This is a genomic window from Pseudomonas sp. UBA4617 (assembly GCF_002386445.1).
GTDB lineage: Bacteria > Pseudomonadota > Gammaproteobacteria > Pseudomonadales > Pseudomonadaceae > Aquipseudomonas.
On record NZ_DGIR01000029.1, the window covers coordinates 1 to 17,424 of the forward strand.

Annotated in this window: 17 protein-coding genes; 14 read left to right on the forward strand and 3 right to left on the reverse strand. The window is 64.7% G+C overall.

Annotated features, from left to right (window positions below; all coding sequences use genetic code 11):
- From B4L76_RS13745 to B4L76_RS13770, 6 genes are all read left to right on the forward strand, one after another.
- Positions 1-2,611: Ig-like domain-containing protein (locus B4L76_RS13745; protein ID WP_296233224.1), on the forward strand; the 2,611-nt coding region annotated here is incomplete at its 5' end.
- Complete coding sequence (locus B4L76_RS13750; protein WP_296233225.1) at positions 2,611-3,882, forward strand: TolC family protein; 1,272 nt, start codon at positions 2,611-2,613, stop codon at positions 3,880-3,882. The genes B4L76_RS13745 and B4L76_RS13750, both read left to right, overlap by 1 nt.
- On the forward strand, positions 3,872-6,034 hold the full coding sequence (locus tag B4L76_RS13755; RefSeq protein WP_296233227.1) for a type I secretion system permease/ATPase: 2,163 nt from the start codon (positions 3,872-3,874) through the stop codon (positions 6,032-6,034). The genes B4L76_RS13750 and B4L76_RS13755 overlap by 11 nt, the downstream gene beginning before the upstream one ends.
- Positions 6,024-7,211, forward strand: coding sequence for an HlyD family efflux transporter periplasmic adaptor subunit (locus B4L76_RS13760; RefSeq protein ID WP_296233228.1), 1,188 nt, complete (start codon positions 6,024-6,026; stop codon positions 7,209-7,211). Before B4L76_RS13755 ends, B4L76_RS13760 begins: the two co-directional genes overlap by 11 nt.
- Before the next feature lie 94 nt (positions 7,212-7,305).
- On the forward strand, positions 7,306-7,776 hold the full coding sequence (locus B4L76_RS13765) for an anti-virulence regulator CigR family protein (protein ID WP_296233230.1): 471 nt from the start codon (positions 7,306-7,308) through the stop codon (positions 7,774-7,776).
- Positions 7,777-7,889: 113 nt separating this feature from the next.
- Positions 7,890-8,249, forward strand: coding sequence for a hypothetical protein (locus B4L76_RS13770; protein WP_296233232.1), 360 nt, complete (start codon positions 7,890-7,892; stop codon positions 8,247-8,249).
- A gap of 2 nt (positions 8,250-8,251) precedes the next feature.
- Here B4L76_RS13770 and osmE read toward each other — a convergent pair whose 3' ends face one another.
- Positions 8,252-8,608, reverse strand: coding sequence for an osmotically-inducible lipoprotein OsmE (gene osmE / locus B4L76_RS13775; protein ID WP_296233233.1), 357 nt, complete (start codon positions 8,606-8,608; stop codon positions 8,252-8,254).
- A gap of 60 nt (positions 8,609-8,668) precedes the next feature.
- A complete protein-coding gene (locus B4L76_RS13780) occupies positions 8,669-8,875 on the reverse strand; it encodes a hypothetical protein (protein WP_296233234.1) in 207 nt (68 codons plus the stop codon).
- Between the two features lie 227 nt (positions 8,876-9,102).
- On the opposite strand from B4L76_RS13780, the gene B4L76_RS13785 reads away from it, so the two are divergent.
- From B4L76_RS13785 to B4L76_RS13815, 7 genes are all read left to right on the forward strand, one after another.
- Positions 9,103-10,083 (forward strand): quinone oxidoreductase family protein, encoded by a 981-nt coding sequence (locus B4L76_RS13785; protein ID WP_296233235.1) that lies wholly within the window; start codon positions 9,103-9,105, stop codon positions 10,081-10,083.
- 13 nt (positions 10,084-10,096) lie between these two features.
- Complete coding sequence (locus tag B4L76_RS13790; RefSeq protein WP_296233237.1) at positions 10,097-10,945, forward strand: TauD/TfdA dioxygenase family protein; 849 nt, start codon at positions 10,097-10,099, stop codon at positions 10,943-10,945.
- A 54-nt stretch (positions 10,946-10,999) separates the two neighbouring features.
- Positions 11,000-12,052, forward strand: coding sequence for a 3-keto-5-aminohexanoate cleavage protein (locus B4L76_RS13795; protein ID WP_296233238.1), 1,053 nt, complete (start codon positions 11,000-11,002; stop codon positions 12,050-12,052).
- Positions 12,053-12,241: 189 nt separating this feature from the next.
- Positions 12,242-13,558 carry an MFS transporter gene (locus tag B4L76_RS13800; RefSeq protein WP_296233239.1) on the forward strand — a complete coding sequence of 439 codons (1,317 nt, stop codon included), beginning with the start codon at positions 12,242-12,244 and terminating at the stop codon, positions 13,556-13,558.
- Positions 13,555-14,208 carry a DsbA family protein gene (locus B4L76_RS13805; RefSeq protein WP_296233241.1) on the forward strand — a complete coding sequence of 218 codons (654 nt, stop codon included), beginning with the start codon at positions 13,555-13,557 and terminating at the stop codon, positions 14,206-14,208. The genes B4L76_RS13800 and B4L76_RS13805 overlap by 4 nt, the downstream gene beginning before the upstream one ends.
- Entirely contained in the window at positions 14,205-14,531 is a 327-nt protein-coding gene (locus B4L76_RS13810; RefSeq protein WP_296233242.1) for a Rieske (2Fe-2S) protein, read from the forward strand. Before B4L76_RS13805 ends, B4L76_RS13810 begins: the two co-directional genes overlap by 4 nt.
- Complete coding sequence (locus B4L76_RS13815) at positions 14,528-15,550, forward strand: YeiH family protein (RefSeq protein ID WP_296233244.1); 1,023 nt, start codon at positions 14,528-14,530, stop codon at positions 15,548-15,550. Before B4L76_RS13810 ends, B4L76_RS13815 begins: the two co-directional genes overlap by 4 nt.
- A 90-nt stretch (positions 15,551-15,640) precedes the next feature.
- Here B4L76_RS13815 and B4L76_RS13820 read toward each other — a convergent pair whose 3' ends face one another.
- A complete protein-coding gene (locus B4L76_RS13820) occupies positions 15,641-16,645 on the reverse strand; it encodes an AraC family transcriptional regulator (RefSeq protein WP_296233245.1) in 1,005 nt (334 codons plus the stop codon).
- 193 nt (positions 16,646-16,838) lie between these two features.
- Here B4L76_RS13820 and B4L76_RS13825 point away from each other — a divergent pair, with 193 nt between their 5' ends.
- Positions 16,839-17,417 (forward strand): RBBP9/YdeN family alpha/beta hydrolase, encoded by a 579-nt coding sequence (locus B4L76_RS13825; protein WP_296233246.1) that lies wholly within the window; start codon positions 16,839-16,841, stop codon positions 17,415-17,417.
- Positions 17,418-17,424 lie beyond the last annotated feature (7 nt).

Here is a 17,424-nt window from a genome sequence, read left to right on the forward strand (position 1 = left end):
CAACCCGATCGGCGAGACAACCGCCGATGGTAGCGGCAACTGGTCGTTCACACCCGGCACGCCACTGGCCAACGGAACGGTGGTCAATGCCGTGGTCCAGGACCCGGCCGGTAATACCAGCGGGCCGGCCAGCGTCACCGTTGACGCGGTGGCCCCGGCTGCGCCGGTCATCAACCCGAGCAACGGCGCTGTGATCAGCGGTACCGCTGAAGCCGGAGCCAAGGTGATCCTTACCGACGGTGGCGGCAACCCGATCGGCGAGACGACTGCCGATGGCAGTGGCAACTGGTCGTTCACGCCCGGCACGCCACTGGCCAACGGTACGGTGGTCAACGCCGTGGCCCAGGACCCGGCCGGCAATACCAGCTCCCCCTTGGTCAGCACCACGGTAGACTCGGTAGCGCCCGGCCAGCCGACGCTCGCCCCGAGCAACGGCAGTGTGATCAGCGGTACCGCCGAAGCCGGAGCCAAGGTGATCCTCACCGACGGTGGTGGCAACCCGATCGGCGAGACGAGCGCCGATGGCAGCGGCAACTGGTCATTCACGCCTGGCACACCGTTGGCCAACGGCACGCTGGTCAACGCCGTGGCCCAGGACTCGGCTGGCAATACCAGCTCCCCCGTGGTCAGCACCACGGTAGACTCGGTAGCGCCCGGCCAGCCGACGCTCGCCCCGAGCAACGGCAGTGTGATCAGCGGTACCGCTGAAGCCGGAGCCAAGGTGATCCTCACCGACGGTGGCGGCAACCCGGTCGGCGAGACGACCGCCGATGGCAGTGGCAACTGGTCGTTCACGCCTGTCACGCCACTGGCCAACGGTACGGTGGTCAACGCCGTGGCCCAGGACCCAGCCGGTAATACCAGCGGACCGGCCAGCACCACGGTCGACTCGGTAGCACCGTCGGCGCCGCTGCTGAGCATCAGTGCCGATGGCGCTCTGCTGACCGGTACCGCCGAACCGAACAGCCAGGTACGCATCGTGATCGACGGCGACGCCGCCAACCCGATCACGGTCAACACCGACGGCAGCGGCAACTTCAGCTTGCCGTTCGCGCCACCGTTGATAGCCGGCGAGTTGGTCGCCGTGGTCGCCGTGGACGCTGCCGGCAACCTCAGCGGCCCGGCGACGATCAACGCGCCGGATCTGGCGCCGCCGACCATCAGCCTGCCGGAGGCTGCCGATAGCTGGCTCAACGCAGCCGAGATCAGCGACGGTATCCAGGTCGATGTAGCGATCCGCCCGAGCATGCAGGCTGGTCAGGTGATCACTGTTGCGTTCGCCGGGCAGAACGGCTACGAAACACAGGTAACGCATACGCTTACCGCCGCCGACATCCTTGCCGGCAGCATTACCGTGACCCTTCTGCCTGGCGGTGGCATGGGGCCGTTCCCAGAGGGGGCCTCGACCGTTACTGCCGATATCGATGGCGGTACCACGTCGACCCCGGTGCCGTTCACCGTTGACACCATTGCGCCAGCGACTCCGGTGCTGTCGCTGGTGGGCAGCATCCTGACCATCTCCACCGACCCAGGTACCGAGCTGACAGTCCTCGTTGACGTCGGCGGGGTCACTGCCACCGCCACGCTGACGGCCGACAACAGCGGGCTGGCTTCGCTGAACCTGCTCACCGACCTGGATATCGACCTGACCCTGGACCAGTTGTTGAATGCCCAGGTTTCGGTGAGCGGCCAGGACCCGGCCGGCAACCCGAGCAATGTGGCAACCATCGGCGTCGGCAGCAGCATTGAACAGCCAGTGACCGTCGGTAATTTTGGCGTCGATGTCAGCCTCAACCCGCTCAATCCGCGGTTCGGCTTCAGCGGCACCACCGAGCCGGACTCCAGCGTGGTGATCCGGGTCATTACCCCAGCGCTGAATGTCGAGCTACTGCCGATCCAGGCGGACAGCGGCGGCAACTTCTCGCTGAACCTGCTGAGCCCGACTGTTCTCACGCAGTTGGGGCTGAACATCACCGATATCCTCAACCTCGGTTCGCAGATCTCGTTCAACGTCGTCGCCACCGACACCAACGGCAACGACAGCGCAGCCTACGGCATCACGCTGACGCCCAACGGTCTGTCGCTCAACATCGGCCAGATCGACGTCAACGGTACCGCCGGAGACGATGTCATGTCCGGGGCCAGCGGCAGCTCGGAGCACATCAACGCAGGCGATGGCAGCGACCTGATCTTCAACGTGGGCAGCGGCGACCAGGTAGTGGCTGGTGACGGCAACGATGCCATCCAGGTCACCGCGACCAACTTCACTGCCATTGATGGTGGCGCGGGCTTCGATACCCTGATCCTGGCCGATGGCATCGACCTCGACTACAACGCCGCAGGCGTCGGCACGCTCAGCAACATCGAGCGCATCGACCTCGGCAGCGGCGATTCGGGAAGCGTACTGACCCTGACCGCGGCAGAAGTCGACGCCATCACCGATGGCAACAATGTCCTGCAGGTCACTGGGGAGAACAACGACACCCTCAACGTGGTGGGAGCCGTGAATACCGGCACCACCCAGGAAATCAACGGCATCACCTACGATGTCTACAGCTTTGGCAGCAGTACCCTGCTGATCGAGGACAATACGGTACAGGTCGTGGTGTGATGCGTGGGGTGTCTGTGCTCAAGGGAAGGCCCCGTGGCCAGGCAGCCCTGTGGCTGCTGTGCCTCGGCGTGCCGTTGTCTGCCCCGGCCATACCGATTGACCAGGCGGTGAGGGCGGGGTTGGCGATCCACCCCGAGGTGCGTTCGGCAATGGCCGAAGCCGATCGTGCCGGCACCGAGGTGGAGATTGCCAAGGGCGGCTATTACCCCACCGTCGCGATGTCTGGAGGGCCGCAGGAGTTTGACCTCGGTGAAGTCGTCTACGACCTCACTGTATCGCAGATGCTGTATGACTGGGGACGGGTAACGAGCAAGGTCGACAGCGCCAGCGCAACCCAGCGCAAGTTGTCCGAGGCGGTGCTGGTGGCGCGCGATGATGCGGCGCTGGATATCGTTGAGACCTACCTCGACGTACTCGCCTCGGAGCGTCGGGTGGAGACGGTGCGCCAGCATATCCAGCGCCTTGATGGCATCCGCGAGATGACCCAGGCGCGGGGCAGCGACGGTTACGCCGATCGCAGTGAGCTGGACCGCGCCAACCTTGAACTGGCGCGTGCCCAGGAGCAGCTGTCGCTGGAGAAGGGCAACCTGCAGGACGCCCGCAACCAATACGCGATCCTGGTCGGCCAGGACCCTTCGGAACTGGTCGAGCCCGAGCCGATGTCGCTGCAACGCTACCTGGCCAGCAGCGATCTGGCGCGGGTGATCCGCGAGTCGCCCTTGCAGCGCAAGGCAGTGGAGGACGCCAACGTTGCCGAGGCGCAAGTGCGCGAAGCCAAGGCCTCATTGCTACCGCAATTGAACCTGGAGGCTTCCGCATTGCGCCGCGAGATCGGCGGCCGTCCGGAAAGCGACTCGGTTATGTCGCTGCGCTTTCGCATGGACACCTTCCAGGGGCTCTCCAATTTCCGCCGGCCGACCGCCGCCCAGCAGCGGCTGGAGTCGGCACGATGGACCGCCGACGCGATGCAGCGCGATATTCGCCGGCAATTGCAGACGTTGTTCGACAACGGTGACACGCTGCGTTGGCGGGAACAGTCGTTGAGCCAGCAAGTGACGGAAGCGGAACAGGTCGGCGAGTTGTACCGCGAACAGTTCGAAGTCGGCCGGCGCGACGTGATCGACTTGCTCAACGTCCAGCGCGAGCGTTTCGAAGCCGAGCGGCAATTGATCAGTCTGCACATCGAGCGCAAGCGCATCGAGTACCGCGCGGCCGCCCAGGTCGGACTGTTGGGGGCTCTACTGGAGAATCGGTTGAATCATGGAAGTTGAACAAGCGCCGGATAATGTCGTCCCCCTGAACCACGATGACCCGCTGCGCCAGGGCCTGCTGCTGCTGTGCCGGCAACTGGACCGGCCACTGAGTGATGCCGAACTGGTGGACGGCATGGCACTGGAGCACGGGCGTCTGCCACTGCGCCTGGTTGCCCGCGCATTGCGCCGCGCCGACATCACGGCCCGGGTTGCCGAGCTACCGTTGCGACAGATGGATGCCTACCTGCTGCCGGCATTGCTGTTGCTCGGCGATGGTCGCTGCCTGCTGCTGGTTGGTGTTGAAGGTGACCAGTGCGAGGTGCTGGTGCCGCAGAGTGGCGGTGGCCGCGAATGTGTGGCCCTGCCCGCGCTGGATGCGCTTTATAGTGGCACGGCGGTGTTCGCCAAGTGCCGCTACCGCGCGGACGGGCGCGTCGGTGACTACGCAAGCAGCCTGCCCGAGCATTGGTTCTTCGGGCCGCTCAAACGGCTTTGGCGCTCCTATGCGGAAGTCACGTTGACCGCCCTGGTAGCCAATATCCTGGCCGTCGCCTCAGCGCTGTTCGCCATGCAGGTGTACGACCGTGTAGTGCCCAATGCGGCTTTCGATACCTTGTGGATACTCGCCAGCGGTGTAGCCTTGGCGATCGTCGTCGACGGCGTATTGCGGATCCTGCGCGGGCACCTGCTGAATGTGCTCGGCAAGCGCCTCGACCTGCAACTGTCGAGCCTGCTGTTCGCTCGCGTGCTGAGCACCCGGATTGCCGCCAAACCGGCGTCGCTCGGGGCGTTCAGCACTCAGGTACGGGAGTTCGAGTCGGTCCGCGAGTTCTTCACTTCGTCCAGTGCCGCACTGATCAGCGACCTGCCGTTTGTGGCGATATTCCTGTTGATCATCGCTGTGATCGGCGGCCATGTGGTCTGGGTGCCGCTGCTGGCTTGCGTGCTGATGGTCCTGCCGGGGTTACTGACCCAACGCCTGCTGGGGCACCTGTCGCGGCAGAACCTGCGCGAAGGGGCGATGAAGAACAGTGTACTGCTCGAAGCCTTCGAGCACCTGGAGACCGTCAAGGCCACGCGTGCCGAAGGCCGCTGCCGGCAACAGTGGGAGACGCTTACCGGGGAACTGGCCGGTAACGCAATGAAGACCCACGCCCTGGCCTCGACGCTGAGCTACTCGGCGAGCATCGTCCAGCAACTGTGCTATGTCGGGGTGGTAGTGTTCGGCGTTTACCGGATCGCCGACGGGGCGATGACTGTCGGTGCCCTGGTGGCCTGTTCAATCCTTGCTTCGCGGGCCATCGCACCGCTGTCCCAGGCTGCCGCCATCCTTGGCCGCTGGCAGCACACCAAGGTGGCGCTGGAGGGGCTCGATCAACTCATGTCGGCGGAGCAGGAGCGACCCGCCGGCAAGCGTTTCGTGCACCGCGAGCGGCTCTACGGCCATTACCGTCTGGAGGCGCTGCGCCTGGCCCATGGCGACAGCCCACCCGTGGTCGATGTACAGGCGCTGAGCATCCAGGCCGGCGAGCGAGTGGCGCTGCTGGGCGGTAACGGCGCCGGCAAGTCGACCCTGCTGCGTCTGCTCAGCGGCTTGCTCGATGCGCAATCCGGTCGGTTGCTGCTGGACGACATCGCCCTCAGTCAGCTCGACCCGGCCGACCGTCAGCGTGGCATCGGCTACTTGCCGCAGGACGTGGCGCTGTTCCACGGTAGCCTGCGCGATAACCTCAACCTGGCGAACGCCGCACTGGGCGACGAAGAGTTGCTTGAAGCCCTCGATGGCGTAGGGCTGGGCACTTTCGTACGTAGCCATCCGCTGGGCCTGGACATGCCGATCCAGGGCAACGCCAGTCTGTCCGGCGGCCAGCGCCAGGCGGTGGGGCTGGCGCGGGTGTTGCTGCAGGACCCGCCGATCCTGCTGCTGGACGAGCCGACCGCAGCCTTCGACCAGAACAGCGAAAAGCTGGTAATCGACTATCTGCAGAACTGGTTGGGCCGGCGTACGCTGATCCTCACCACCCACAAGAAAAGCGTGCTGGCGCTGGTTGACCGCGCCGTGGTACTGCGCAACGGCCAGGTGATCATGGACGGCCCGCTGAACCAGGTGGTGCAGGGTAACCAGGTGCAGGCGCCGCAAGTTGCCGAAGGAGCTGGCCATGGCAGTTGAGAAGCACGCCGCAAAGCTGCGCGAGCAATTGGCCGACCCACTGCTGGCGACGACTCACCCGGTCTACCGCCCGCTGCTCTACACCCTGCTCGGCAGCGTCGTGCTGTTCGTCGCCTGGGCCTTCTGGGCGGAGCTCGACGAAGTGACCCGCGGTGACGGACGGGTGGTGCCGTTCAGTCGCATCCAGAAAATCCAGAGCCTGGAAGGGGGGATTCTCGATCGCCTGCTGGTGCAGGAAGGTGACCTGGTGGAGGTCGGCCAGCCATTGCTGCGCCTCGACGAGACGCGCTTTCTTACCAACTTCCAGGAATCGGCCAACCAGGCCAGCGTACTGCGCGCGGCCATCGCCCGGCTGGATGCCGAGGTACTGGGCAAGGCCGCCATCGAGTTCCCGCCGGACGTCGATCCGCAGGGGCCGCTGGCGCGCTCCGAACGCGAGCTGTTCAAGTCGCGGCGGGACAAGCTGCTCGAAGGCAGCCAGGCGATCCAGAGGCAGATCAGCCTGGCGCAAAGCCAGCTCGACCTGGTCCGCCCCCTGGTCGCCAGGCGCGCCGTCAGCCAGATGGAGGCGCTGCGGTTGAGCCAGGATATCGCTACCCTCAATGGCAAGCTGAGCGAACTGAAGAGCAGCTATTTCCAGGATGCCTACACCGAGCGCTCACAGCGCAAGGCCGACCTCAGCGCCCTGGAGCCGATCGTCCAGCAGCGCCAGGACCAGCTGCGCCGTACCGGGATCGTTTCGCCGGTGCGTGGGCGGGTCAACACCATACTGATCAACACCCGCGGCGGGGTGATCCAGCCCGGCGAGGCAATCATGGAAGTGATCCCGGTGGAGGACCGCCTGCTGGTAGAGGCGAAGATCAAGCCGCGCGACGTGGCATTCCTGGTGCCGGGCATGCCGGCGAAGGTGAAGATCACTGCCTACGACTTCAGCATCTATGGCGACCTCAAGGGCACCCTGGAGCAGATCAGCGCCGATACCATCGAGGAAGACACGCCGCACGGCAAGGAGTCGTATTACCAGGTACTGATCCGCACCGACGGTAGTCAGCTCAAGCGCGGCGAGGAGGTGCTGCCTATCATTCCCGGCATGGTTGCGGAAGTGGATATCCTCAGCGGCAAGCGCAGCGTGCTCAATTACCTGTTGCGCCCGCTGATCAAAGCCCGTCTGTACTGAGCGCGACAGCATAGCGCGGCCTCCGGGGCCATTCACCCTGACTCGGGTATTGATCTACAGTACAGGAACGACTTACTTGTGTAAGGAAACAGATATGGTGAAGCGTCGATGGTCAGTAGTTGCTGTGGTTACCTCGATCGCCTTGGCCGTGGGGCCATCGCTTTCCCTTGCCGACCCAAATAACGGTAAAGGGCAGGGGCATGGCAAGAACCAGCACAGCCAGGGGCAGCACGGCCAGGGCCCGCAAGGCCAGGGCCAGGGGCACGGTGGCGGCGGTGGTGGTAGCCATGGCAACCCTTCGATTGACCGTGGCTACGTGCTCGATATCCTCGCCGGGCACCGCAGTTACTGGAATCCAGGGCCGGCTTTGCCGCCGGGTATCCAGAAGAACCTGGCCCGGGGCAAACCGCTGCCGCCGGGTATCGCCAAGAAGCTCGATGGTCGGCTGCTGGGGCAGCTGCCTCATTACGACGGCTATGAGTGGATGCAGGCGGGGGTGGACCTGATCCTGGTGGCAGTCGCCACGGGAATCATCTATGAGGTGCTGAACGGCGCGCTGGATTGAACCGGGCAAACCGCTCCCACAGGTGCAATCCCGGCCAGGGGGAGCGGTTGCTGCCTGCCGGGAATCGCTGCGCTACTTTGGTTGGTTGGTATCGGCTCGCGCCCCCCGCTAGAATGCCGCGGATTCCTCACAGGCAATTGCACATGTCTACCTTTCGTATCTTTCTCGCCGCTGTGCTGGGGGCCAGCCTCGCTAGCTGCGCCAGCCCCGGTAAACCGACTGCCAGCAAACTGACCAACAAATCGCCCCAGCAGTATGCCGCCTGCGTACTGCCAAAGTGGCAAGCGCTGGCGCCACAGGCCACGCAGAAATCCATTGCTCACGGCTACCGGCTGACGGCACCCAGCGCGGTAGCGTCCGACGATGTGCTCGACGTGGTCGATTATCGCCAGGGCAGCCGCGCGACCTTCTACAAGGGCAGTTTCCTGTCAGGCGACAAGTTGCGCCAGGCCGCGAAAGAATGCCTCGAATGAGTTCAGTAGCCCGAGCCGCTTGAGCCGCCCATGCTGGGTAGGCGGGCCTTGCGCTGGGTGTTGCTCCACTCGGCGCAGGTCATGAACGCCGTGTGGTCCACCTTGCCGCTGCCATCGAAGCTGACGCTGTAGGGCTGGCGGTTGCCGGCCTTGCCGAGCAGGTAGTCGAAACACGTGCCAGGTACCGCCGTGCGCTTGGTCTCGGCATCAGGTTTGCCGCCGATCTGTACGACCTGGTCTTTGCTCATGCCGTTGTCGACTTTCGCCACCAGTGGCTGGTCGCGGTACTGCGCCGAGTTCGAGGCGCAGGCAGAAAGCGCTGTCAGCGCCAGGATCATGACCGGAAAGGGTTTGCTCATGGCAGTGCTCCGCTGGAAAGCCACCGGATAGAGGCAGTCACCTGCGCCGGATGGCGGCGATCACCCTGCATCAAAGCGCTTGTTCATCTGCTCGCAGTGCACCTGCGCATCCGTCCGGCTTGGATAACTGGGCTTGAGCCGTTCCTTGGCCTGATTGTCGTAGATGTCGAAGCCCCCGCAAACGGTAGCGGCGTAATAGCGACCACGCAGGTGGAACGACTCCTTTTCGATCGGTACAGCCGGAACGATAACGAATCTTGGTTGCATGTTTCGTGCCTCCCCAGGCAGAGACCTAAGTATTAGTCTGGCCATGGGCAACCATCAAGGTGGCTCATGAATAAATCAGCGGGTGCGCAGCGCAGCTCGGCAGCCACGCTGTCATGAAATGAAAACCCGCTGTCGTCCGATGCGAAGCGCCCCGCACGCCAAGGGCTTACAGTCCAATCACCCAGAACTGACGCCTGGCGTCCAGATCGATGATTGGAGAGACAAGCATGTCCAAAGTCGTACGTTTCCATCAGACCGGTGGCCCCGAGGTGTTGCGCTACGAGGACGCCGAGGTCGGCGAACCCGGCCCGGGGCAGGTGCGCTTGCGCCAGGTGGCGGTTGGCCTGAACTACGCCGACACCTATTTCCGCAACGGCACCTATCCGATCCCGCTGCCCAACGGCATCGGCGTGGAAGCTGCCGGCGTGGTAGAGGCCCTGGGCCAGGGCGTGACCCAGGTGGCGGTCGGTGACCGGGTCACCTACACCGGCTTTCTCAATACCCTGGGCGCCTATTGCACCGAACGCCTGATTCCGGCTGCCGCATTGATCAAGCTGCCGGACACCATCGCCTTCGAAACGGCCGCGGCCATGACCATGCGTGGGCTGACCAGCGCCTACCTGCTGCGGCGGCTGCATGACTTCAAGCCTGGCGACAGCCTGCTGTTGCATGCTGCCGCGGGTGGGGTCGGCCTGATCGTCGCGCAGTGGGCGCGGTTGCTCGGGCTGAACGTGATCGGCACCGTGTCCAGCGAGGCCAAGGCCGAATTGGCCCGCGCGCATGGTTGCAGCCATGTCATCAACTACAGCGTCGAGGACGTGGCCACGCGCGTGCGTGAGCTGACCGACGGGGTAGGGGTCAACGTGGTGTTCGACAGCGTGGGCAAGAGCACCTTCATGGGCTCGCTCGATTCACTCAAGCGCCGTGGCCTGATGGTCTGCGTCGGCACCGCCTCGGGCACGATCCCGCCGTTCGACCCGCAGCTGCTGGCGGTCAAGGGTTCGTTGCAACTCACGCGCCCGGCACTGGCCGACTTCATCGCCGACCCGGCGGAAAAGGCCGACCTGGCCGGCGAGCTGTTCGACCACGTCAGCAGCGGGCGCATCCGTATCGAAATCAACCAGCACTACGCGTTGCAGGATGCTGTCCAGGCCCACCGTGACCTGGAAGCGCGCAAGACCACCGGCTCGTCGATCTTCGTCATCTGAAGAGGGCAACAGCATGCACATCGAACAACTGACCTGCGCGATCGGTGCCGAGGTAGGCGGGGTCAACCTGGCCGACGCGATTCACGACGACGACCTGTTCGCCGAGCTGCGCGCGCAGTTGCTCCGCCACCGTGTCCTGTTCCTGCGTGACCAGCACTTCAGCCGCGCCGAACACGTCGCCTTTGCCCGCCGTTTCGGCGACCTGGAAGACCACCCGGTGGCTGGGAGCGACCCTGAGCATCCGGGCCTGGTGCAGATCTACAAGTGCCCGGACCAGCCCAATGACCGTTATGAAAACGCCTGGCATACCGATGCCACCTGGCGCGAAGCACCGCCCATGGGCTGCGTGCTGCGCTGCATCGAATGCCCGCCGGTGGGCGGTGACACGATGTGGGCGAACATGGTACTAGCGTATGAAAACCTGCCGAGCGATGTGAAGGCCAGGATCGAAGGCCTGCGCGCCCGTCACAGCATCGAAGCCAGCTTTGGTGCCGCCATGCCGCTGGAAAAGCGCCTGGCGCTGAAGGCGCAGTTCCCTGATGCCGAGCACCCGGTGGTGCGCACGCACCCGGAAACGGGCGAACAGGTGCTGTTCGTCAATGCCTTCACCACCCATTTCAGCAATTACCACACCCCGCAGCGGGTGCGCTTCGGCCAGGACGCCAACCCCGGCGCTGGTGACCTGCTGCGCTACCTGATCAGCCAGGCCTACCTGCCCGAGTACCAGGTGCGCTGGCGCTGGAAACCCGACAGCGTGGCGATCTGGGACAACCGCAGCACCCAGCACTACGCCGTCATGGACTACCCGCCGTGCCATCGCAAGATGGAGCGCGCCGGGATCAAGGGCAGCCCGACGTTCTAGGCCGGCCGCCACGCTCGGCGGCAACCGCACAATAACAATAGCGAGGACTACAGCATGCAATTCTTCGACGATTCGTTGCACCCGGAAAACATGGAAAAGGTGGTGATCACCGTGGCCCCCTATGGCCCGGAGTGGATGCCCGAAGACTTCCCGGAAGATATCCCGCTGACCATGGACGAGCAGGTGCAGAAGGCCGTCGACTGCTACGAAGCAGGCGCCACCGTGTTGCACCTGCACGTGCGTGAACTGGACGGCAAAGGCTCCAAGCGCCTGTCGAAGTTCAACGAGCTGATTGCCGGGGTGCGCGAAGCGGTGCCGGACATGATCATCCAGGTGGGCGGGTCGATTTCCTTCGCCCCGGAAAGCGAGGGCGAGGCGGCCAAGTGGCTGTCGGACGACACCCGGCACATGCTTGCCGAGCTGACGCCGCGCCCCGACCAGGTGACCGTCGCCATCAACACCACGCAGATGAACATCATGGAGCTGCTGTACCCCGAATACCTGCAAGGCACCTCGCTGGCCAGCCCGGCGATCCATGCCGCCTACAGCGAGATGACCGTGCCGGCCGGCCCGGCCTGGGTGCGCGAACACCTGCGCCGCCTGCAGGCCAGCAACATCCAGCCGCATTTCCAGCTGACCGGCATGCATGCCCTGGAAACCCTCGAGCGCATCGTCCGCCGCGGTGACTACATGGGCCCGCTGAACCTGACCTGGATCGGCATTGGTGGCGGCTTCGACGGCCCCAACCCGTTCAACTTCTTCAACTTCATCCACCGCGCGCCGGACGGTTGCACGCTGACCGCCGAGTCGCTGCTGAAGAACGTGCTGCCGTTCAACACCATGGCCCTGGCCATGGGCCTGCACCCGCGCTGTGGCAACGAAGACACCATCATCGACCAGCAGGGCAAGCGCTTCACTTCGGTGCAGCAGATCCAGCAGACCGTGCGCGTGGCCCATGAACTCGGACGGGAGATTGCCACTGGCAAGCAAGCCCGCGCCATCTACCGCATCGGGCAGCAGTACGACAGCATCGAGCAGACCCTCAAGGCCAACGGCATGGCGCCGAATCGCCAGCCGGGTGTGAAGGGCGTGCCGCAGCGCGGCTGATGCAGGTACGGCAGGGCCCGGCCTCTTCGCGGGCATGCCCGCTCACACAGGTGCGGTACTGGCCCAAAGGTCGCCGCTGTCCCTGTGGGAGCGGGCGAGCCCGCGAAGAGGCCCGCAAAAGCAACATGAATGTTGGCTGTAACCCATAACAACAAGAACAACCTCACGCCCCATACCCAAGGAGGCAACATGGCCACCTACCTCGCCAGTGCCGAAAAACCCGGCACCGACACTGCCCACAGCGTCCCCCGGCGCTATGCCTGGGTGGTCTTCGCCCTGACCTTCGGCCTGCTGATCTCCGACTACATGTCGCGCCAGGTGCTCAATGCAGTATTCCCGCTGCTCAAGGGCGAATGGGCGCTGAGCGACAGCCAGCTCGGCCTGCTCAGCGGCATCGTCGCGCTGATGGTCGGCCTGCTGACCTTCCCGTTGTCGCTGCTGGCCGACCGCTTCGGCCGGGTACGCAGCCTGGTACTGATGGCAGTGCTGTGGAGCCTGGCCACCCTCGGCTGTGCCCTGGCCGAAAACTACCCGCAAATGTTCATCGCGCGCTTTCTGGTCGGGGTCGGCGAGGCGGCCTATGGCAGTGTCGGCATCGCCGTGGTGGTCGCCGTGTTCCCTCGCGACATGCGCTCGACCCTGGCCGGCGCCTTCATGGCCGGCGGCATGTTCGGCTCGGTACTGGGCATAGCCTTGGGCGGCGTGTTGGCCCAGCACCTGGGCTGGCGCTGGGCATTCGCCGGCATGGCGTTGTTCGGCCTGATGCTGGCAGCGTTGTACCCGCTGATCGTCAAGGAAGCGCGCATTGCTCCCAAGTGCGTCCAACCGATGCAGGGCAACGCCAGCCGACCGCTACGCAGCCTGTACAGCAGCCGTTCGGTCATCGCGGCCTATGTCGGCAGCGGCCTGCAGCTGTTCGTCGGTGGCACAGTGATCGTCTGGATACCCAGCTACCTGAACCGCTATTACGCCATGGACACCGACCGCGCCGGGGCGATTGCAGCAGTGATCGTGCTGTGCAGCGGCATTGGCATGATCCTCTGCGCCATGCTCTGCGATCGCCTCGGGCGGCACCGCCCGGAGCGCAAGATCAGCCTGGCCATCGCCTATTGCCTGGGTAGTTGCGCGCTGTTGTCCATTGCCTTCGCGTTGCCAGCCGGTACCGCCCAGCTGGTGCTTGTCTGCCTGGGCATGATGATTGCCGCCGGCACCAACGGCCCGTCCAGTGCGATGGTCGCCAACCTCACCCACGCTGCGGTGCACGGCACGGCATTCGCCACCCTGACCCTGGCCAACAACCTCTTGGGCCTGGCCACCGGGCCGCTGGTCACCGGGCGTATCTCCGACCTGATCGGCCTGCAGGCGGCCTTCCAACTGGTACCGCTGATGAGCATCGGCGCAGCGCTGGTGTTCTTCCTTGCCAAACGGCATTACCAAGGTGACATGGAGCGTCTGCACACGCCGGCTCACGAAGCTGCCGGCGCACCCCGGGAGTTGAAACCGTGAAACAGTTGTTGTCCGTCGAGGTGTTCTTCGATCTGGTCTGCCCATGGTGCCTGATCGGCCAGCGGCACCTGCAGGCCGCCCTGTTGCTGTTGCGTCGCGAACGGCCACAGCTGCAAGTCCAACTGCACTGGCGCGGGGTACAGTTGCTGCCAGGCTTACCGGCCAGCGGCCTGCCGTTCCATGCGTTCTACCTGCAGCGCCTGGGCAGCGAGGAGGCGCTCCGCGAGCGCCAGGCGCAGGTGCGCGCCGCCGCGAGCGTGGTCGGTGAAGACATCGATTTTTCGCGCATCCGCCGCATGCCCAATACCGGCAATGCCCATCGGCTGCTGCAGCGGGCCGCCGGGTTGCTGGGCTCCTCGCAACAGGAAGCCTTGCTGGCACAACTATTCATTGCCTATTTCCACCAGGGCCGTGACCTGGGGGATAGCCGCGTGTTGCTCGGCATCGCCCGGCGTTTCGGGCTGCAAGCTGTTCAGCTTGCCGATTGCCTGCGCGACGACGGCAGCCCGTTCCTCGATGGGGCAGGGCGCGCAGGCAGCGCCGTGCCGCGATTTCGCTTCAACCAGGGGCCACTCATTGCTGGCGCGCAACCCGCCGAGGTGCTGTTCACCGCCATGATCGCAGCCCTGCAAGAGGTTGAACGGGCATGAGGCGGCGCATTGCATTGGCCCCCAGCCAGGTCCCGGAGCGCAACGGCCGTGCGCTGTTGACCTGCGAAGGGCGCAGCGTCGCGCTGTTCAATGTCGCCGATTCGCTCTACGCCATCGACGACAGCTGCCCGCACCAGGGCGCGTCGTTGTGCAGCGGGCGCCTGGAAGGTCGGGTCATCCAGTGCTGCGCGCATGGCCTGCGTTTCGACCTGGCCAGCGGCTATCTGGTGAATTCCACGGCATTGAAGGTTGCCAGTTACCCGGTCGAACAACAGGGTGGGCAGGTCTACATCGTGTTTGATAATGAGGAGGCGGAGCAATGAACACACTGGCATTGAGCGCTGCCCATCAACGCGTCCGCGCCCTCGCCCCAGGGGTGGTGGTCAGCCTGATCGTGGGCGCTGCCGCCAGCTTTCTCAGTGAGCACTATGGGGCGCCAGTCATGCTGTTTGCCCTGCTGCTGGGGATGGCACTGAATTTTCTCGCGTTCGATGGCCCCTGCAAGGCCGGCATCGAATTCACCGCGCGCACGGTACTCCGCCTGGGTGTAGCGCTGCTTGGCATGCGCATCACCCTCGACCAGATCGCCAGCCTTGGCTGGAAACCCGTGGTTCTGGTGGTCACCCTGGTGGTGGTGACCATCCTCGCCTCGGTGGTAGTGGCCAAGGCGCTGGGTTTTTCACGGCTGTTCGGCATGCTCACCGGAGGGGCGACGGCCATTTGTGGCGCTTCGGCGGCGCTGGCGCTGGCTGCCGCCTTGCCCCAGCACCCGCGCAAGGAGCATGCGACGCTGTTCACCGTGATCGGCGTGTCGGCGCTGTCGACCCTGGCGATGATCCTGTATCCGATGATTGTCCAGTGGCTGCACTTGTCGCCTGCTGAGGCCGGGGTCTTCCTTGGCGCAACCATCCACGATGTGGCTCAGGTGGTGGGGGCGGGTTACAGCATGTCCACCGAGACCGGTGACATCGCCACCGTGGTCAAGCTGATGCGGGTGGCCATGCTACTGCCGGTCATTGTCTGCGCGGCGATGATCACCCGTCGCCACGGCCTTGAAACTGGTGGCCAACGGCCACCCTTGTTGCCCTGGTTTGCGGTCGGCTTCCTGCTTCTGGCCTGCCTCAACAGCACCGGGTGGGTGCCGGTGGCGGTGCAGGGCGGCATCAATGACCTGTCGCGCGGCTGCCTGGTGGTGGCGATCAGTGCCCTGGGTATGAAGACCCAGCTCAAGGCGCTGGCCTCGGTCGGCTTCAAACCCATTGCGCTGATGGTTGGGGAAAGCGTGTTTCTGGTGCTGCTGGTGCTGGCGTTGATGCACTGGGGGCTGCAACCTTCCGCCTGACGCATTCACTGGTAGCAGCGGCTTCAGCCGCGATCACCGGCAAAGCCGGTGCCGTCCACGGGGTCGCCTGCTTCGCGGATAAATCCGCTCCTACACTTCATCGTGCCGGGCCCGCCAGCTGGCCGGCGGCATGCCGAACTGGGCGATGAACCAGCGGGTGAATGAACTGGGCATGGAATAACCGAGCATGTCGGCAATGCGCCCCAGCGAATAACCGGGGTTTTCCAGGTAGCGCATCACCAGGTCGCGGCGCACGCCGTTGATCAGGTCCTTGAAGGTCAAGCCGTTTTCTTCGAGGCGCCGCTGCAAGGTGCGCACGTTCATGCCCTGCGTCTGTGCCACCTGCTCGATGGTCGCGCGGCCCATGGGTAGCAGCAGGTAGATGGTCTTGCGTAGTTCCAGCTCCAGCGACGGGGTGCCGCCTGCCGGCAGGCTGTCCAGGTAACGCTGTGCCAGGCGGGCCATGGCTTCGTTGGCCTGGGGGCTGGCGCTGTCGAGATCGGCGGCGGGGCAGACGATACCGTTGAACTCACTGCCGAACACCAGCGTACAGCCGAAAATACGCCGATGAGTTGCCAGGTCGGACGGGGCCGCGTGGGTGAAATTGGCGCTGATCGGGTGCCAATGGGCACCCAGCAGGGCCGCGCACAGGCGCATCATCACGCCGATGGCCAGTTCGGTGGCCTGGCGGCTGCAGGGTGCGCGCCCGTTGATCACTTCCTCACGAATGACCACCGTCTTGCCGGCTTCCTCGATATGAATGGCCAGGGCGTCATTGAGCAGGTGTCGGTATTGCACGATCACCTGCAAGGCATCGCGCAGGGTGCGCTGGTGGCTGAGCAGCAGGCTGATTTCGCCGAAATCCGAAAGTTGCCGCAATTCGGCCATGCGCAGGCCGAAGCTTTCGCAGTGGCTGGCGCTGGCCGAGGCTTCCAGCAAGGCAATGACGCTGGCAACCGGGATCCGCCGGTTGGGGTCATCGAGCAACGCGGCACTGAGGCCGACCTGCGCCAGCAATGCATGCGGGTTCAGGCCCAGGTGGCGGGACACTTCGAGGTAGTTGGTCAAACTGGCGGCACGGACGAGGGCAGGCATTATTGTTGTTTTCCATGTTGGGTATGCCGACATGCGTTGTGTGCCTTATAGCCTGCGTGTCATGAATTGAAAAGCAAAGCCTGGCAAGCCCTTTGTCATCAAATGAAAAGCTTCTGACGCGCAATGTGAAGCACCTCAGGGGCGCGCTGTTTACTGTGAACCTCAAGAGCTGCATCCCGATACGAGGTTCAACGTGGACAAACTGCAAACCACTGCCACCGTGTTGATTGTCCCTGGCCTGCGCGAGCATGTCGCCGGGCATTGGCAGACCCTGCTCGCCAGCCGCCTGGCCAAGGTCCGCAGCGTACCGCCGCTGCAGGTTGACCGGCTGAGCTGCACGGCCAGGGTTGAGGCGATCCAGCGTGAACTGGAGCAGATCGAGGGCGAGGTGCTGTTGGTGGCCCACAGCGCCGGGGTATTGATGGTCGCCCACTGGGCCGCGCGCTATCAGCGCGCAGTCAAAGGGGCACTGCTGGCGGCGCCACCGGACCTCGGCGCACCCTGGCCGGCCCACTACCCAAGCCCGGCCAGCCTGGCCGAGCACGGCTGGGCGCCTGTGCCGGAGGCAGCGCTGCCATTCCCGAGCATCGTAGCTGCCAGCAGCAACGACCCCCTGGCCAGCTACACCGCGGCTGGCGACCTGGCCCGTCGTTGGGGCAGCGAACTGGTCAGCCTGGGTGCCGTTGGCCACCTCAACCCGGCTTCCGGCTTCGGTCACTGGCCACTGGCCGAAGCCCTGGTCCGTCGTCTGGATAACCCGAACCTGCAATAGCGCATGG